This window comes from Caballeronia sp. SEWSISQ10-4 2 (assembly GCF_030464885.1).
GTDB lineage: Bacteria > Pseudomonadota > Gammaproteobacteria > Burkholderiales > Burkholderiaceae > Caballeronia.
The window spans coordinates 45439-62253 of sequence record NZ_JALPRJ010000023.1 but is presented as its reverse complement, the minus strand read 5'-3'; the positions used below and the strand labels follow the sequence as shown (position 1 = coordinate 62253).

General features: G+C 57.8%; 11 protein-coding genes and 2 pseudogenes. 5 read left to right on the top strand and 8 right to left on the bottom strand.

Annotated features, from left to right (window positions below; translation table 11 throughout):
* Nucleotides 1-296: 296 nt before the first annotated feature.
* Entirely contained in the window at nucleotides 297-650 is a 354-nt protein-coding gene (locus M0D69_RS17345; RefSeq protein ID WP_301783188.1) for a DUF3331 domain-containing protein, read from the top strand.
* A gap of 109 nt (nucleotides 651-759) precedes the next feature.
* Here M0D69_RS17345 and M0D69_RS17340 read toward each other — a convergent pair whose 3' ends face one another.
* Together M0D69_RS17340 and M0D69_RS17335 are read right to left on the bottom strand one after the other, a co-directional pair.
* Entirely contained in the window at nucleotides 760-2601 is a 1842-nt protein-coding gene (locus tag M0D69_RS17340) for a patatin-like phospholipase family protein (protein WP_301783187.1), read from the bottom strand.
* Between the two features lie 415 nt (nucleotides 2602-3016).
* Nucleotides 3017-3133 (bottom strand): annotated as a pseudogene (locus M0D69_RS17335) (hypothetical protein); the annotation flags it as partial.
* 10 nt (nucleotides 3134-3143) lie between these two features.
* On the opposite strand from M0D69_RS17335, the pseudogene M0D69_RS17330 reads away from it, so the two are divergent.
* Together M0D69_RS17330 and M0D69_RS17325 are read left to right on the top strand one after the other, a co-directional pair.
* A pseudogene (locus tag M0D69_RS17330) lies at nucleotides 3144-3326 on the top strand (citrate lyase); the annotation flags it as partial.
* A gap of 143 nt (nucleotides 3327-3469) precedes the next feature.
* Nucleotides 3470-3913 carry a universal stress protein gene (locus tag M0D69_RS17325; protein ID WP_301783185.1) on the top strand — a complete coding sequence of 148 codons (444 nt, stop codon included), beginning with the start codon at nucleotides 3470-3472 and terminating at the stop codon, nucleotides 3911-3913.
* 150 nt (nucleotides 3914-4063) lie between these two features.
* Here the strand turns inward: M0D69_RS17325 and M0D69_RS17320 are convergent, their stop codons facing one another.
* The 3 genes from M0D69_RS17320 to M0D69_RS17310 form a co-directional block, all read right to left on the bottom strand.
* On the bottom strand, nucleotides 4064-5005 hold the full coding sequence (locus tag M0D69_RS17320) for a substrate-binding domain-containing protein (protein ID WP_301783184.1): 942 nt from the start codon (nucleotides 5003-5005) through the stop codon (nucleotides 4064-4066).
* Between the two features lie 137 nt (nucleotides 5006-5142).
* The gene (locus M0D69_RS17315) at nucleotides 5143-8052 is read right to left on the bottom strand and encodes a PAS domain-containing protein (RefSeq protein ID WP_301783183.1); all 2910 of its coding nucleotides are present in this window, start codon (nucleotides 8050-8052) and stop codon (nucleotides 5143-5145) included.
* A 262-nt stretch (nucleotides 8053-8314) separates the two neighbouring features.
* On the bottom strand, nucleotides 8315-9349 hold the full coding sequence (locus tag M0D69_RS17310; protein ID WP_301783182.1) for a substrate-binding domain-containing protein: 1035 nt from the start codon (nucleotides 9347-9349) through the stop codon (nucleotides 8315-8317).
* A 282-nt stretch (nucleotides 9350-9631) separates the two neighbouring features.
* Here M0D69_RS17310 and M0D69_RS17305 point away from each other — a divergent pair, with 282 nt between their 5' ends.
* Complete coding sequence (locus tag M0D69_RS17305) at nucleotides 9632-10297, top strand: hypothetical protein (protein ID WP_301783181.1); 666 nt, start codon at nucleotides 9632-9634, stop codon at nucleotides 10295-10297.
* Nucleotides 10298-10378: 81 nt separating this feature from the next.
* On the opposite strand, the gene M0D69_RS17300 is transcribed toward M0D69_RS17305, so the two are convergent.
* Nucleotides 10379-11311, bottom strand: a complete 933-nt coding sequence (locus tag M0D69_RS17300) for a transposase (protein WP_301783180.1) — start codon at nucleotides 11309-11311, stop codon at nucleotides 10379-10381.
* A 1227-nt stretch (nucleotides 11312-12538) separates the two neighbouring features.
* Between M0D69_RS17300 and M0D69_RS17295 the strand changes: the two genes are divergently transcribed.
* A complete protein-coding gene (locus M0D69_RS17295; protein WP_301783179.1) occupies nucleotides 12539-14458 on the top strand; it encodes an SMP-30/gluconolactonase/LRE family protein in 1920 nt (639 codons plus the stop codon).
* A 54-nt stretch (nucleotides 14459-14512) separates the two neighbouring features.
* Here M0D69_RS17295 and fliL read toward each other — a convergent pair whose 3' ends face one another.
* Nucleotides 14513-14995 carry a flagellar basal body-associated protein FliL gene (fliL, locus tag M0D69_RS17290; protein WP_301783242.1) on the bottom strand — a complete coding sequence of 161 codons (483 nt, stop codon included), beginning with the start codon at nucleotides 14993-14995 and terminating at the stop codon, nucleotides 14513-14515.
* 235 nt (nucleotides 14996-15230) lie between these two features.
* Nucleotides 15231-16529 carry a bifunctional 2-polyprenyl-6-hydroxyphenol methylase/3-demethylubiquinol 3-O-methyltransferase UbiG gene (locus M0D69_RS17285; RefSeq protein ID WP_301783241.1) on the bottom strand — a complete coding sequence of 433 codons (1299 nt, stop codon included), beginning with the start codon at nucleotides 16527-16529 and terminating at the stop codon, nucleotides 15231-15233.
* Between the last annotated feature and the right edge of the window lie 286 nt (nucleotides 16530-16815).

Below are 16815 nucleotides of genomic sequence, written 5' to 3'. Positions count from 1 at the left end.
CTGACCGTCCCGGTCGGCGTTTGAGGATGCCTGTCCAAAGGTGTGGGCCACCGACATCCAATCGTACGGTGGCTGAAAGATTCTCGTATAGGGCCGGTGCGCCTGCGGGCCCCCTACATTCTTGATTTCCTCTTCTTGGTCAAACCCGGACGCACTCCACATTCATGTAGTAGCGGCCCGAAAATCTGCTACCTATCATCAAGCCAAGGTCGATCGCCGGAACTCATTTTGTCTAACGAGAATCGAGGAACCGCATCATGCAAGCTCCCTTTGAAGCAGACAGAACGTGGCAGTCAATGATCGCGCTCCTCTCGAGCGAAGGCGAAATGCGGTTGCCCATTGTGTCCAGCGGCGTCCGCCCGATGTACGGCGAAAACTGCTTTTCGAAATGTGCCATCCGGGTTCTGGGGCGCAATAAGCAGACCTCGGCAACTGTTGTGTGGAGCGACCCGACCTCCTGCTTCTACGGCGAACAGCTATGGCGGCGCTGCATCGCGAAGAAAGCAGGGGTTTGCGTCCTGAGTGGCCAGGCCATTGCAACAGGCGACGCCGTGTATCGACCCAGGCTCGCTCAACCTGTCCCACGAAACATCGAAGCGATGATTCTGGCCACAGTCATGGAAACTATCCCCGTGGAGGACGGTGTCTGACGGTTCAGATCCGGCTATTCGTCAACGCCGTCGTGTCTACCTTGCATCACGATGCGCGAAAGCGTGCTGGCACTTCAGATTCGATCGAGGCGTTGAGCCCTGGCCGGAGTCAAGAACCCCTGTAAAGGTCGTTATCCGTTGGCAAGGGCTTGGTCACGTAAGGGTCGGACGGCGTCGTCGGAAGGTTGCGTTCATGCAAGTCCTTTTGCACAAGCCCAATCGCACGATCCAGTGCTTCGGATTTGACAAGCCATACCCCCAACCCCGAGAGCCATCGTTTCCATCCGCTAATCCCCGCCATCGCCAGCGCTCCGTTCACCACGCTTCGTAGGCGCTTGTCAGCTTGGGATTTCAGCGCCTTAAGGTCGACTGGCTTGGTCGGCCAGTCCGGCAGGGGCTCATCGAGCGCAACTGCGCCAACAAGGGGAATGATGGGAATTTCCACTGTCTGATTCCCCGTCTGAGGCAGCGCCCATTGTTGGCGAAAAGCTGGATCGTTGGGAAATAATGGATTCGAAGCGGGCAACGTGAAGTGCTTCGAAAGGAACTGCTGGCAGTTTCGGCGCCCCAGGAGATAGTCATGGTGGCGATAACTTTCCGCCAGAAATCCACTGAAGCCACCAAGCGCGCCGCTGGCGAGATCGTAGCCGTTGCTTGCTTCCTTCTTGTCATCGGGACTCGTTTTTCTGCTTGGCGCGATCAGGAAGCGACTGAAGACGTTGCCGTCAAGAGCGAGCGCCAGGTCGACCGGATTGAATCGCGCCTGGTTCTTCCAGGCGCCCAAGAGGTCCATGCCTGCCGAGATGAGATTACCGCTTCTCCCCGTCTTTTGTTGGTTGAAGTCGGTAATCAACGCATCCGGGAAAGGGTCGACCATGATCATGGCTCGCTTGGCTCGATCTCCGCTACGCTCATTTCTCGCGGCGGTGCCAGCCATCTCGGCTCTGGCGAAGTCCAGTGGCTCGTTATCCATCGTGCCGCCATCCACAACGAATTCGTCGAAACAGGGTGAGGGCGTAGTGGGAAGTGTCGCGCCAATTTGTGCGGCCCATGCAGGCTTGAGCCAGATAGGCTTCTCTCCAGGCATCGTGACGTAGCGATAGTTCAAGTCGGCCACATTGCGCTTCTCCAATCTCGGTGCAAGCCCGATTGGGAAAGCACCAGAGCCCAGCGCGGCGTTGCCTAAAGACTGCCAACCGGGGTCAGTGGACTTCGACTGCTGGATGCTTGCGGTTAATGGCAAGTCGTCAGGTCTGCGCCGAACCGGCTTGCCGTTATAACCGATGGAAAAGCTCCGGTAAGCCTTATGGAGAGACATGGAAAGTCCATCGCCCGTATTCCCTGTCAGCTTTAAATAGTACGGAATTCCCCGCAGGCCACCTTGCGTAAAAATATACCGGACCCGGCCGTCAAGGTATGGGCGGGGCTTTATGGGACCTTGATAGTCAAGCGCCTTGTCCGTAATGGTCTGAAGCACAGTGGAGTCCAGCACGGAGCGAATCACGGCTGATGATCCTGCGAGATCCTTTACAGCCAGCAACTCCTTGATGTTGATGCTTTTGACCCATGAATCGTAGAACGGATTCGTTGGGCTTTTTTCGGACCGAACGTGAGGGAAATCGTACTGGAGAGCCACCGATGCGATCGCCCCATTCATGCTTCCGGCTGAGGCGCCTGCTATTACTCGAATCCGCACCCGGTGCATCGGTACAGCCTGGTTCTCCGTCTTGGCGTCCTCCCAGGCATCGAGCGCTTCAATGAGAAAGTCAAGAACGCCGGCACTGTATGCCCCTGCCGATATTGCACCCGCCAACACAAGGCCAAGCTCGAACACGCCCGCTTCGGGTTCTGCTTCCTGTTCGACATAAGGATCGATTTCGAGTACCGCTTCTTCAGCGCTCGAATCACCATTTGCGCTCGCTTCTGAATTTTGCGTGTCTTGCTCAGCCATTTTTTGACCTCCGAGACAAATCTAGCGGCTGACTCAACTCGACATAGGAGCGAGATCGCTCGTCAGTCGAGGTCGCAGCAATCACTTTCTTTTAGTCGAGATAGAACATTCGCCCAATGAGTGTCTGCATCAAGACTTGGCCGAAGCTCACTGGCTGCGAACGTTTCTGTACGGTCATGCGAAGGCGGTTGTGACTCTTGAGATGAAAAACGTTCGCGTTGAATGATAGGTTGCTCGATGCATGCCGCTGCGGATTTTCCGGCCAGTGCGTGCGCTCCGCCACATAGTCGGACGGTAACGCGTCCACGCGGAGCCTTTTCGGAGGGTTCAAAACGGTTGCGGGGGCGAAGCAGATAACACCAGAAACGAACGAGGTTCGCCGGTTGCCTTTTGTGGTCACGTCCTGCTTGCCCCATCAACCAGCGACGACCGGAATCTTGCCGATCTTCGCCTGCCATTCCTTCGGGCCAGTCTGATGCACGGAGGTCCCGGTCGAATCGACCGCGACGGTCGCCGGCATGTCTTGCACGTCGATCCACGCCAAGGCCGCGATTCACCCGTCGCACATCCAGTCGATCAATGCAACGTTCACGCCTTCAGCCGAGCGAATCGCATGGGCGCAGCGCGTTGTCGACGCCGTCCGGGAAGGGGCCGGCACCGTCGATGGACGCATGGTGGACGAGGCAATCGCCCGCGAGGCTCGCCGCGTGCTTGCCGCCACCTGATATGCATTGACCGTGCTGCGGGCCTGGTCTCAATCGTTCTTGCGAAAAAAACGTTTGCGCTTTCTGGAATACCTCGTCAAGCAAGGTGTTATGGAAGTTACAGCTCCGACGAAACTCCCTTCGTCGCACGACCTGAGGCTCCCATGCGCGATCACTACAACCTGCTCATGTACTACGATGGATCCCCTGAATCAAGATCAGCACTGCTGCGCGTGACCCGGTTGGGGTATGCGTTGACCGCTACTGTTCATATACTGTCGGTAGTGGACATTGGTTCCGCTGTCGGCTCCAGTCTCGGATACTTATCGGACGTGGCGTGCCTACAAATCGAAGGCACGATAAAGCAGACCCTGGATGAAGCGCTGGATCATTTGAGAGAGAGCGGAACGGTTGCCCGCGGGTATGTCGCAGCCGGCAACGTGGTTGATAGCATGGCCAGGTATGCAGAGATACTCAACGCGGATCTGCTGGTGCTGGGTCATCGGAATCGGCGTGGACTGGCAAGGTGGTGGGACCAGCCATCCAAGCATGCGGAACTTGTGAAACGCGCCGCCGGGCGTGCTGTCATTACCGTGCCGTTGGACTAGCTAATGGCAGCCAAGGCTGCGTTGCCTATATCGGCAAGGTCCAAAGGGCGCGCGATTCACCACTGGGGTTTTCCTGAAGACCGTACCGGAGCGAATCGTGCCCGACGATCTTGCGCAGCTCGAGATACTTCCTATTACTGGCGCCGGTAGCTAGTGGGTGTAGTTTGCCAACACCGCACGGATAGCCGGATCATTCATGTTTTTGGGCGTCACCGTTACCACGTCGACGAACACTTTGACTTTGGAGCTGGGTGGATGGCCCCGCAAGGCTCCAACCAATGCTTCCACCGCCAGATAACCCATGCGGTAAGGGTCCTGCAGCACATCAGCATAAACGACGCCACGCTTGAGTCCATCCATGAATTCTGGACGCCAATCGAATACGACCAGGCGCGGGCGATCGCCGGTCGCCTTGGCGCCAATGACCCGCAGGGCGCCGTAGGCCACCGGTTCAGCCGGCGCGAAAACGGCATCGAGGTGACCCGGATAGGCGTTCAAGGCCTTGGTGATCAATCCCTCCGCATCACGAGGCCGATACCCCACGTAAGTATCGACAACCACATCCCATCCCTGTTCCCGTGCGACGTTCAGGAACCCGTTTTCGCGCTCGGTCGTGGAACTGATGTTTGGCGCGAGACGCAGCACTGCTATCTTGGCGCCCTTTTGCAGGGCGGGCACAAGGCTGAGCGCAGCCTTTCTGCCTGCGCCGAAATTGTCGGTACAAACGGTCGAGATGCCCTTGTAATCGGCGCTGTCCCTATCGACGAGAATCACCGGGACAGAGATCGAAATCGGCGTGTTGCTCTGCAGGGGTTCCGGCGCTAATACAACGCCGGCTACGCCTTGCTGCACCAGGTAGTCGATGATGCGCAACTGGAGATTGGACGTGTCGAGCGAAGCCCCGTCGGAAGGGTTGCGCATCAGGAGCTGGACATGCTGATCGTCGGCCGCCCGCTCCATTCCCTTGATCATCGTTTGGTAGAAGACCAGCGATGATCCCGGCAGGACGACACCGATTGTGGTCGCCACGGCTGTCGATACGGTCCAGGTCGACACGGCGAAAAGCAGGAAGAGTGAAAGAATCTTGCGCATAGGTGCTGGCCATCGTTATGAAAACACTTTTCCCGCGACTACCGCAAAGCCTCGACCTTGTTCCCCGGCGCGTGCTGCTCGGATGTCGGCCGGCTCACCAGTCAATTATTGAATCACGCCATGGTGATCCCGCGACGTCACGACGTACCCACATACCTCGCTACCAGCCGCAGGATGTCCTGCGACTGGTAGCGCTGGGCCAGTTGACTCAACTGACGCGCGAATGGCCGATATCGCTCGTCGAGTTCACCGACCCGGTGCGCCCACAACTGGATTTCGCGCATATCGCCCATTCGTGCCAGATAGTGGAGCGCCTCCATTTCCGGCCCGGAAGGAACGACGATGGGTCCATCCGTACAATCGTCCGTAGCGCGTGTGGCATCGGGCTGATACGTCCATTCAAGCTTCAACAATGTCGCGATCTGCTCAAGCAACTGGTTCTGTTCAATCGGCTTGCTCAGGAAAGCGTCAGCACCGGCTGTCATGCTGCGGAGCTTGTCGCTGCTGGCCGCGCTGGCCGACGTTGCGATAACCGGCACCTTGCTCAGGCTGCCCGCTTTTGCACGCAGCTCCCGGATGCTGTCCTGGCCGTTTAGCCCGGGCATGAAGATATCCATGAGAATCACATCCGGATGCAATCGTTCGGCTTCCTCAATTCCTGAACGGCCGTCTTCAGCCTCGAACGTTTCGAAGCCCAGCGACGCCAACATCTCGACTGCGACTGCACGATTGACCGGAACGTCGTCGACGACCAGGACCTTTTTGCGCGGCCCGCTGTAGCCCGTTGCGATGGCTGTTGGCTGCCGTCGGCCAATCTCGCCGCTCGCGGCCGGCAACTGCAGCTCGAACCAGAATGTACTTCCTTCATTCACGCGGCTCTCGACACGAATCTCCCCCCCCATCAGTTTGACGAACTGCTGACTGATCGCGAGCCCCAGGCCCGTGCCGCCAATGCGGCGGCTCTCTTCGCCAAACTGCTCGAAAGGACGGAACAACAATGCCTGGTGTTCGTCGTCAATACCAATGCCTGTATCGCGCACCTCGAAACGCACACGCGCCGAACCGTCGCTGCCAGCGTGCAGCGCGACGTTGAATATCACGTGGCCCTGGTCGGTGAACTTCACCGCATTCGCAAGCAAGTTGAGCAACACCTGGCAGAGTCGATTGGCGTCGGCGCGGATTCCGCGTGGCGAGTCAGCGGTCACGTTGCATACGAAGTCCAAACCTTTCTGTTCGGCTCTGACACGGATGATCTCTTCGATCGAGCGCAGGAAATCGACCAGGTTGATGTCGCTCAGGCTGAGCTCCAATTTACCCGCTTCTATCTTCGAAAATTCCAGCACGTCGTTGATCAGGGTCAGCAGTTGCAGACCGCTCTGCTGGATCACATTGATATTGTCGCGATACTTCCCCCCCAGCGCCTTATCGCGCAGCAGGATCTGCGTGTAGCCCAGGATGCCGTTCAGCGGCGTGCGAAGTTCATGACTGATCATTGCCAGGAATTCGCTTTTTGCGCGATTGGCGGTTTCCGCGGCGTGCCGTGCCTCTCGCTCGGCTTCCGCTTGTCTGCGCTCGGTCACGTCGACGGCAACGCCAATCAACTCGCTGATCGCGCCCGACTGATCGGGCACGGTGCGCGCGACGGTGGAGATATAACGGATCGACCCGTCCGGCAAAATCACTCGAAACTCGTGTTCGATGCTGCGCGGCTCCTGCATTGCGTCCGCAATCGAGGCTTGCATCGTCGGCCGATCGTCCGGATGAATGCAGTTGACGACCAGCTCAAGACTGGGTTCGACCTCCCCCGGCGTAAAGCCAAAAATACGGAAATGCTCGTCGGACCAGACAATGGTGCCGGACGGGATGTGCCAGGACCAGCTTCCCGTGTGGCTCAACCGCTGCCCTTCCGATTGCAGCGCTTCGCTGCGCCGCAACTCCTCCTCCATCTTCCTGCGTTCGGTAACGTCGCGGGCAATGCCGACCGTACCTGCCTGTTGCCCGCGTCCGTCACCGAACGGCGTCTTGATCGTCTCCACCCATGTGCGGCGACCGCTTGCTTCCGCATGATGCTCTTCAAGCCGTTTGCGCCGCCCCGAGGCCATCACCTCTGCATCGTCAGCGCGGTAGGCCCGTGCATATTCAGGGGGGTGCACATCGAAATCAGTCTTACCGATTATTCCCGCCGGTTCGTCGTAGCCCAGCGCGCGTGCTAGGGCGCGGTTGACTGCTACATAACGGCCATCGGTGTCTTTAACCCACGCGAGATCCGGGATGTTGTCGAGGATCGCGGCCATCTGGGCGTTCGCGCTGCCGAGCTCGCTAGCATCACGCTCGAGTCGCCCGACCATCATGTTGATCGCGTCGACCAGCTGATCGAGCTCGTCCAGTTTCCGCCGGGGACGGCGCAGCAGCAGCAGCGGCGCCGGGGCGCCGCACGGTTTGCGCACGCGTAGCGCCGTGGCGATATCGACGAGATGGCGCGTCGCGAGCCGGTGAACCATGAACAAGATGAACAGCGCGACTAAAAACGTCTTCATCGCGTTACTCACCAGGATCACGAAGGCCTCACGCAGCAGATCCCGATAAATGTCCGTCAGGCTGGCCTCAAGATGCAGGACGCCGATTTGGTGCGCATCCCTGTCGCAGCAGTAAACCGGAAACTCCCTGACGACCATGTTTTCCGCCTGCACGGAGCCGCGAGAAATCGTCAACGGGTGCGTGGTATCAGTTTCGCGGACTTCGACGTACCGGATCAGAGGCAGGCGCAGCATTCCGTCAAGCTGGCCCTCAAGCTGTTTGCTGTCAAGAGCCCACAACGCATTGCCCAGGCCGCGCCCGTAGCCTTCTTCAATTTCGTTGAAACGGCTCTGCAGCCGGGAGACTTCGGCCTCGTAGCTTAGTACGAGCTGAACGGTAGTCACTACCAGTGTCACTATGGTACTGAACAGCAGCACACGGGCGAGCAAGGCGACTGCAATACCGCCTCTCGGCGCGCGGAACGGTTTCGACAACGAGCCGGTTTGGGTAGCTTGCAAGGTCGTGTCCATTGGGAAGCGCTCATCATGACTTTAACTTCTATCCCGCCGCTACGGGTTATCGCTCTGGCCGAATTGCAGCACGAGACATCCGGCGTGGAAAGTGAAATAAATGCTTAGGGAGCCAGAGAAGCTGCACGTGTTGTCGGACACCACGTCAGTTTCAAGCCGGGACTCGCATGTGCATTGGTCGTGCCGCGTGCGCTCGGATGCAGATCAAGCACGACCGCCCCGGCAATTCGAAGCTACCTCGCGAGCAACGACTCCGGCGCCGCTACTGCGCGTACTGCTCCAGCACCGCCCGGATCGCGCGATCGTTCATGTTGGCCCGAGTCACCGTCACCACATCGACGAATACCCTTGGCCGGGATGAATGGCCTTGCAAGTCCGCGACCAATGTTTCGAGCGCCAGATAACCCATGCGGTAAGGATCCTGCACGACGTCGGCGTATACAACGCCGCGTTTTAGCGCATCCAGGAACTCCGGCCGCCAGTCGAAGACGACCAGACGCGGGCGACCGCCGGCTGGCATGGCCTCGACGACCCGCAAAGCGCCATCGGCCGTCGTCTCGTTAGGCGCGAAGACCGCATCGAGGTGGCCTGCATAGCCATTCAAGGCCTTGAGAACCCCTTCCTGAGTCTCGTGGAACCGGTAGCCGACATAAGCTTCGACAACCACCTCCCAGCCCAACTCTCGCGCCACAGCCAGAAACCCGTTTTCACGCTCGGTCGTGGAACTGATGTCCGGTGAGAGCCGCAACACCGCAATCTTGGCGCCCTTGCGTAAAACCGGTGCAAGGCTGAGAGCCGCAGTTCTGCCCGCTGCGAAATTGTCGGTGGCGACAGTGGAGATGGCCTTGTAGTCGGTACTGCTCCGGTCTATCAGCACGGTAGGAACCGTAATTGAAACCGGAGTCGCTACGCCCTCCAGCGGTTCGGGCGCCAATACGATGCCAGCGACCCCGCTCTGCACCATGTAGTCGATCATTCGCAACTGGACATTGCGTTCCGTGCCGAGCGAGGCGCCGTCAGAAGGATTGCGCATGACCAGGTCGACATGCAGGTCGAGCGCTGCACGCTGGATACCCTTGGTCATCGTCTGCCAGAAAACTTGCACCGAGCCAGCCAGTACAACCCCGACCTTGGTCGCCGAAGCCATCGGGGCCACCCCGGCGAGTACGGCAAACAATGCGGCAAACACCAGCGCCTTGCGCAGGGTGGGTTTCCTATGGCTCCGGACATGCGCTCCCCGCGCGTTGCAAACCTCGACAGGTTGCAACGCCGCACTCCACCGCCTTGATAATTTCACTTCGCTCTCCTCGCTCCCCATCTGGTACGCCTCTCCTGGCGCAGTATTGCTTCATTCGGAAGCAATCACTGCATGGAAGGTCTCACACGACTCGGCCTGCATTGCACTTGAGCCCACTCGAAAGCTGTTTCCAGAAAATTCTCAACCCCTCTACATCACGCCGCTTTCTCTGGAACGCCAATGTCCAGGCATCACTAAAGAAAGCAGGAATGCCGGTCGTTAAATTGTCTGGACGCACAGCACTGGACAAACGTTCAAGCCCATACGACTCGCCTGGATGCAATGAAAAAAAACTATAGTCAGGAACTGGACTCAGCATACGCTTTCACCGCAAAACTCGAGGCGTCGTTTGAGCGGCTTGCGTTGCAGCATAGCAGCCTCTTTACGCCAGAACTCGGCGAGAAGATACAGATCGCTTTTCAGCATATCGGCATCCGGTCATTCATCAAAGCCGCTGGACAATGCATCAAGTGGAGTCACGCGCTTCGGCCCGTTGTGGAGGAAGTCCTGGGTGTGCGGGTCCTGCTAACGATCGGACAGGTTCGCAAACCCACGCTTGCGTTCTTCGACCCCAGCTTCGACGATCTGGAAAGATGGTATTGCCGAGGCTTCGATGCCCGGGATATCGGCGGGAAATCGGGCGTCAACATGCACGCATGGTGGACCCTGCCAACGGGTGAGATTCTTGATGCAACTTTATGGTCCACATTGGCAGTCGCGTGGAATGAGCCGGAACGTCTCGGGGCAGTGACTGGCGGCTGGCCTGACAAAATTGCTCCAAACCTGAACTACGTCCCCATGGTAGTCGGCGATGACTACATCGAGAAAGTCGAGCGGCGAATGGCGCATGGCCGTTTTCTCGCACGCGAGTGCACGGTGGCGGAACTGGAGGCTCCCTCTGTCATGGGAGTGTGGCCCAATAGCGACTTCCGTGCGCCTGGCAGTTGAGCGCTTGCAGCTCGTGCGCTCATAGAACCGATGCGTTCTTCTACCCGTCAGTTCAGATGCGAAAGCGTTTGACTTGGCCATTCAAGTATTCAATGTCGCCCCGATTGAAGTCCCTTCCTGTTCCATTTCGTCATACGCCTCCTCCATAACGGGTTCAGGCATCGTTCGCGCGATGGGCCGCCTCGCCACGCCGGCGGCCAATGCCATCTGCGCGGCAATCGGCAAAGGGTCCTGCTCATCAATCCATCGGCAGGCCCAGTCGAGCGCGTATTTCTGCGCCGTCTCGACGTCTCCGAAGCGCGGGCCGATAAGACCGGAACGCTCGATGCGTCGTCCGTTTTTCGTGATCTCCGCCCATGCACGAAACAACTCCTCCGGCGCCGGATCCGCGACGGCGTGGATGATGTAACCGCGCCGCTCGACAATCTGCATGGCGGGCAAGGGCTTGCCCTTCCACGGCGATCCGCATGGGTGACTCAACCATCGCGGCGCGCACGCGGGCGTCATTGCACTCGACTCGATGCGTTGGGGTGCATCAACCGCACGGCCAGAGAGTTGCCGGGTAATTTCATCAAACGGATCGATCGAATGCCGGCCGTTCATCTTGCCGGGCGCCGCCTGCCACAGCTCGGGTCTCTTCCAAAGCACGCCGCGCAGGCCATCGTTGTCCTGGCTGCGCGCACCACGTCGCAGGGCGGACCTGGTCACGGCAGAAGAAGAGTTCGGGATATAGGCGAACGTGCGCCCCATGGGCGTCAATAGCCGGATTATCCTCGCGAGTGTGCCGTTCAACTGCCACTCTTCGAATCGGCACCGGCATGTGGGCGCTGACGGATACCGGCCTGGCAGGTTCGCCCACGGTTCGCCGGTTGTCAGAATCCACAGAATGGCATTCGCCACAATGCGCGGGTCTGCGCGGGGCCTACCGCGTCGGCTCAGGCGGGTCACGGGCTTATCGGCAAGAATCGGCTCGAGGAGTGCCCATTCGTCATTGCTTAGCTCATCGAAGAACATGTATTCCTCCGCACAACGTGGCCAGGCTTCGCCTTTGTGCAACCACGAGTTAATGACTTGCGATCCGCGCGATACTCTCAGTTGCACCTATATCTGTCCTGCGCGACCGCCTGAAGAAAGCCCCACGTGGTCAGTGCACACTTCCACACGGTCGAAGCACAAAACGGGCGCTCTCCCGTGCATCGGAGAACTTGCGGATGAGGCGTATGACGAAATGCAGTCGGCAGGCTCCGTAGCGCGCTAGACCTGTCAACGCTCCATCGAACGGATATCACATGGTCATTTCGACTCCGGGCAGCGCTTGATTCAGGGCGTCCACTAGAGCACTCACTTCACGGATTCAGTCGCTGGAGTCTTGTCTTGGCAGAACTACGGCGTCCTTTTCAACGGCACCCAAACCGGTACTGAAGAATCAGTTTTAAATATGCGGATAGATCCGCGCGCCCATGCCACGTCCCGAACGTATGTCCTACTGACCATATTCGATAGTGGTGTGGAACTTGTGCGACGCGTTAATGGAATCCACATGCAGGCTGACGCCAGCCGCTCCAATCAGATCACCGGGATGTTCACGACTTGCACCGCGTCTGCAGGAACCTCACTGAGTCACGGGCACAGGCTTTTGTAGCAAAGCCTAGCCCATTGATTCGTATCGTACGCGGACCGAACCTTTTTTTCGTTCGGTAAAACCGGATATTGCTATGCGGGTTGACTGATTTATCTGTCGGGAATTCCTTACCGCACCGGCGGCTCAGCGAACACCGTTGACTTGCGCCGGCCAACGCGGCTCTTGCGTACGATGCGCGCGAATAAACCATGGCAACGACCAATAAACTGCGGAGCACCAACGGCGCACCCGTTTCGGCGCATGTCAGCCGCCGGTTATAAGCAAGAAACACCAGTCTGGTGCATACAGTTTTTCATTCGCCGACGCAGCAATCCCGGCAATCAGCGCAATGGGCCATTAAGCGCCCGGCGTGCGTCCCTCGCGATCGCACACCCCAAGGGTTTCAATTTCGAGATTTTCAGGAACTGCCGTCAGATTAATTCATCTGAGCAATACTGGTGTAATTCATCTGATGAATAATTGGTGACGAAAACGCCAGTACTGGACAAAGATCAAATGTCCCAGGCGAATCGCTATTCCCAGTAAATGCAGTTCCGAAATCAATGTTATTGCGTCTGCGATTTAGTTTATCGAGGCGCTACAGTGAGGAAAGCATCATCATGGTCAATAAACGAAGCTATGCCGCATTCCTTGCCGCAGTGCTGATCGCTGCAATCGCGCCAAATTGTCAGGCGCAGTACACCACCGACTGGGTCGCGAACACATTTGGGACCTACGCCACCCATGTGAGTAACGCCGCCCGCTCCATGTGGGTAGCGCCCGAGGGCGTCATCTATACCGCTTCCATGTGGGACGAAAACGAGGGCGGAGTCGCCATATACCGGAATGGCCAAAGCATAGGCTCCATAGGAATTCACAACCAGTTTCAGGGCGGCGCCATTACCGGGAATGCAACTTCAATCTTCACTGCTTTGCAAGCTACCAGAACTGACGGCGGTGGCAAGGTGGGGCGATTCGACCGAACCAGTCAAACTGAAGATCTTGTCATCTCCGTCAGCGCGCCGTCGACTGAGAAGCGGGCCGACGTAGTCACCGGACTCGCGACATCGGGCTCACTCCTTTATGCGAGCGACTTTCCTGGAAATCGGGTTCGCATCTTCACCACCGCCGGTGTCTGGCAGCAGGACATCAACGTCACGGGCCCGGGCGCGCTCGCCGTGGACGGCGCAGGAAATATCTGGGTTGCTCAGAAGAGCGCAGGCACCATTGTCGAATTCAATCCGGCCGGCTCGCCGCTGAACACCATCCAGATGCCCGTTGGCTCTCAACCGTCCGCGCTGTATTTCGATGCTGCCACCGGGCGCCTCATGGCCGGCGACGAAGGGCCTGACATGAACATCAAGATCTACAACTTCTCGGGCACGCCGGTTCAGGTCGGCACGTTTGGCATTCAGGGCGGATATCTCGACACTACGGCGGGAATCAAAGGACAGGTCGGCGACAAGCGGTTCACCCGCGTCACCGGCATCGGCAAGGACTCCGCCGGCAACCTGTACGTGCTTAACAACCCATGGGGCGGAACCTGGGACCTCGGCCGCAACGGTCTCACAGACATTCACGCCTACGACAGCTCCGGGAATCTGCAATGGAAGCTTCAGGCCCTCAACTTCGAGGGGAGCGCCGCTCCGGACCCGAGTACAGACGGCACCAACCTCTACGGCGGCACGAACATCTACACGGGCACCGCTGGAGGAACGTTCGTAGCGAACACCGTCGATCCAATCGACTATCCATCCGATCCACGCATCAACATCAACGATACCCAACGCAACGAGCACTTCGGTCAACTCGCCAGCGTTGGCGGAAACCGGATTCTTGTGGCGTCCGGCCAGAACCCCGCTATCTTCTACTTCTTCCACTTCAACGCTGCGAACGGCTACATCGCCATACCGGATGGCTCGATTCCAGGGACAGCGTTCAATACGGCTACAGCGGTCACGGGTGGATTTTGCCTTGATAGCAAGGGAGACGTCTGGGCCGGTCTGGACAGGACGAACCGCGTCTACCACTATCCGCTGACTGGCTTTGATAGCGACGGCAAGCCAACATGGGGAGCAGCAATCGCAGCTGCCACTCCGCGGACCGTTCTGCCATTGACGCGAATCATCTACCTGCCGGAAAGCGACACCATGATCCTGGCACAGGGAATTGTTGGGAGCACAGACTGGACGTCGATCGGAACGAGGGTCGAGGTGTATCACGGCTGGCTCGCAGGCAACACCACCGCTCCCAATCCAGTGATCAACCTCACCAGCGCCAATCCCAAGTCGATCACGGCAACCGGCAACTATCTCTTCGTCGGATATGTACATACCGTGCCCAATATCGACGCCTTCAATCTCAACACAGGCAGCCTGGACATCACGTTGACCAACAGCAGCCCCACCACCATTGACGTCGGCAATGACGTGGATTCCATGTACGGCCTCAGGTCGTACCTTCGATCGACCGGGGAGTACGTGGTCACGAAGGACAACTACAACGGCTCCAGCATTGTTGTTTATCGTTGGACGCCCTGATCGCCGGTGGCCGTTGCGTCTGCGTGCGCTTCGGCCATTGCGTGGCTTGCGTGGCTATTGAATGACGAATTCGGTGAACAACACCTCCTGAACGCGTATTGTGTTCCCGATCGCGCCATCCGCATTCTCAATAGTCGCCAACAGCTCCTTCGCGAGCTTAAGCTTGCCATCAATCCCCTCAAGATCCTCCGGTCGCTTCGCCGAGAGCGCCATCAGAATGCGGCTCCGCACTTCCGGCATGCGTTCAACCAGTGCAGCTTGCGATTTCCGATCCGTTAGCTCGAGCGTCAAGCCAATCCGAAGGTAATGCATGCTGTCGTCGGATTGAAGATTGACGGTCATTGATTCCAACGGAAAAAACACCGGCGGTGCGGGTGCAGGGTTCTCCAACTCACGCAAGCTCGGACCGTACAACAGCAGATATGCAGCGCCCGCGCCAAGCAAGACGATAATGCCCATGGCAATCAGTAGACTGAGCTTGAGCTTGTCACTCTTTACGGTAACTATGGGCTGCTCTGTTCCTGCGGGGCTTGCCATGATTGCGGACCTCTTTCTATTCTTTTGTCGCTGTACGGGCTGTAGAGGTTGATCTCCATCGAATTCCCGAACAACGCGGCACATCTATTTCATTCGTTACCGGTTTCGACGGTGTGGCAGTGATGAGTGACGCCGCCCAGCAGCGGCGTCATTTTTGAACTACATCTTCGCCGCTGGGAGCAATCCGGTTAAGTCGCTCACACTCGACAACAGGTTAACAACACCCGCCGAGTTTCTATTCAGAGCCGACGCTTTCTGCGTTGATCAAGTCGGCATGAAGCACATGACTATGCGCGGTCTGTTGGTCAGCCGGGGCCACGGCGACAGGGAGGGCTCCGTTTTCAACCTCTTGTGTTGCCGTGAGACCGGCATAAAGCACGACGCATGTGCGAGCTTTTGGGACCCTCCGCAGGAGGCTCTCGGCTCGCTTTTTAAGCCGGGGTCTGCAACGAATATAAGCTGCAACGTGACGCAAAAAGAGCTTTGCGAAGGAATTAGCCTTACGAGGCAACCCGGCCATATTGCGCAACAAAACTCCCGCACCCCGGACAGGAGAGGATAGCCGCCAGCTACTACTGCTCAACAGCGCGATCACATGTTCCTGGGACCGACGAGCCCGGTCTTCCGCGGCGATTACGCTCAAGTGAACTGCCCGCAGTTCCGCTAAGTGAGCTGCCCGTAGTTCCGCTTCTTGATCGCACCTGTGCGCCAGTAAAGCATTTACCTCTTCTTGATCGCGCCTTTGCGCCAGCAATGCATTTACCTCTTCCATGCCCTTCGCCGAGACGGGCAACGGCGAGTGGAGTGTCAGCGACTCGGCAATTCCGGCCAGTTCGTTTCCAGCCTTCTTGAACGCGATGACCGCATAATCCGGTGCCTGCATGAAGTTCTGATCGATCGACGACACTACTTTGTTGATGACGTCCGCACCTGGAAGTTCGTCCGGCGTGAATTCCAGGTTGTTCTGCAAAAAGGCCCGATTCACTGGCAACACAACAACACGCGCGAACCCCGCGAACTCCGCAGCGAAGCCGAGAAGAGCTGACGGAAGGGGTCGCTCGTGCGTTGGATCGAGATAGAAAGTGCATGCGCCTACCAGCAGATTCGCCGGGTTCGGCGTCTCGAGCAGAAGCGCGCCGTCATCGTCGATCACCCGATACGCTTCTCGTAAAAACAGCAACAGGTTTTCAAAACCAAGATGCTCGACCACATGAAATGCACTAACGAGCCCATAAGACTGGTCCGGCTGTTGCCGTAGATGCTCCATGACGTCAGCCTTTGACACGTCGAGGCCGGCCTGTCGCGCCTGAGTCACGAACTCCTCGTTCGTATCGAGACCTTCCGACTCGATGCCGCGCTCCTCAAGTAATTCGAGCCATTCGGATCGACCGCATCCGACGTCCAGGATCTTTTTGCGCACCCGCAAGCTAAGCGCGTCGACAAGCGGGAGATACAGGCTCTGACGCTCCTTGATGACCTGGCGGCTACCCCTGAAGCGATCTTCCAGAGCCGAATAGAAATTATCCAATATCATGATCAACGGGCCTTTGCCGCAGAGCGTCCAGGATCACCGAAGTGACGGGCTGAGATGCTTCTTTCAATGACGCGAGGTAAGCGTATGAGGCGTCGGGACGCACCTTCTATCAGCACTGCGCGCAGAACGGTTCTTATATTAATTTTGTAATCCTAATATAATGCGATTGCCATTGTCTCGACAAGAATGCTTTCGGGGCTTATATGCTGCATGCAGTCAGCATTATGCAGAATATCAAGTAAGACGGTGCTTACCGCAAATTACGATTTATTCGTTTAGAAACATA

Coding starts and splice junctions, on each gene's coding strand:
- M0D69_RS17325 (WP_301783185.1), top strand. CDS start 3,470: ATGCGCGATCACTACAACCTGCTCATGTACTACGATGGATCCCCTGAA.
- M0D69_RS17315 (WP_301783183.1), bottom strand. CDS start 8,052: ATGGACACGACCTTGCAAGCTACCCAAACCGGCTCGTTGTCGAAACCG.
- M0D69_RS17320 (WP_301783184.1), bottom strand. CDS start 5,005: ATGCGCAAGATTCTTTCACTCTTCCTGCTTTTCGCCGTGTCGACCTGG.
- M0D69_RS17285 (WP_301783241.1), bottom strand. CDS start 16,529: ATGATATTGGATAATTTCTATTCGGCTCTGGAAGATCGCTTCAGGGGT.
- M0D69_RS17295 (WP_301783179.1), top strand. CDS start 12,539: ATGGTCAATAAACGAAGCTATGCCGCATTCCTTGCCGCAGTGCTGATC.
- M0D69_RS17345 (WP_301783188.1), top strand. CDS start 297: ATGATCGCGCTCCTCTCGAGCGAAGGCGAAATGCGGTTGCCCATTGTG.
- M0D69_RS17340 (WP_301783187.1), bottom strand. CDS start 2,601: ATGGCTGAGCAAGACACGCAAAATTCAGAAGCGAGCGCAAATGGTGAT.
- fliL (WP_301783242.1), bottom strand. CDS start 14,995: ATGGCAAGCCCCGCAGGAACAGAGCAGCCCATAGTTACCGTAAAGAGT.
- M0D69_RS17300 (WP_301783180.1), bottom strand. CDS start 11,311: ATGTTCTTCGATGAGCTAAGCAATGACGAATGGGCACTCCTCGAGCCG.
- M0D69_RS17305 (WP_301783181.1), top strand. CDS start 9,632: ATGAAAAAAAACTATAGTCAGGAACTGGACTCAGCATACGCTTTCACC.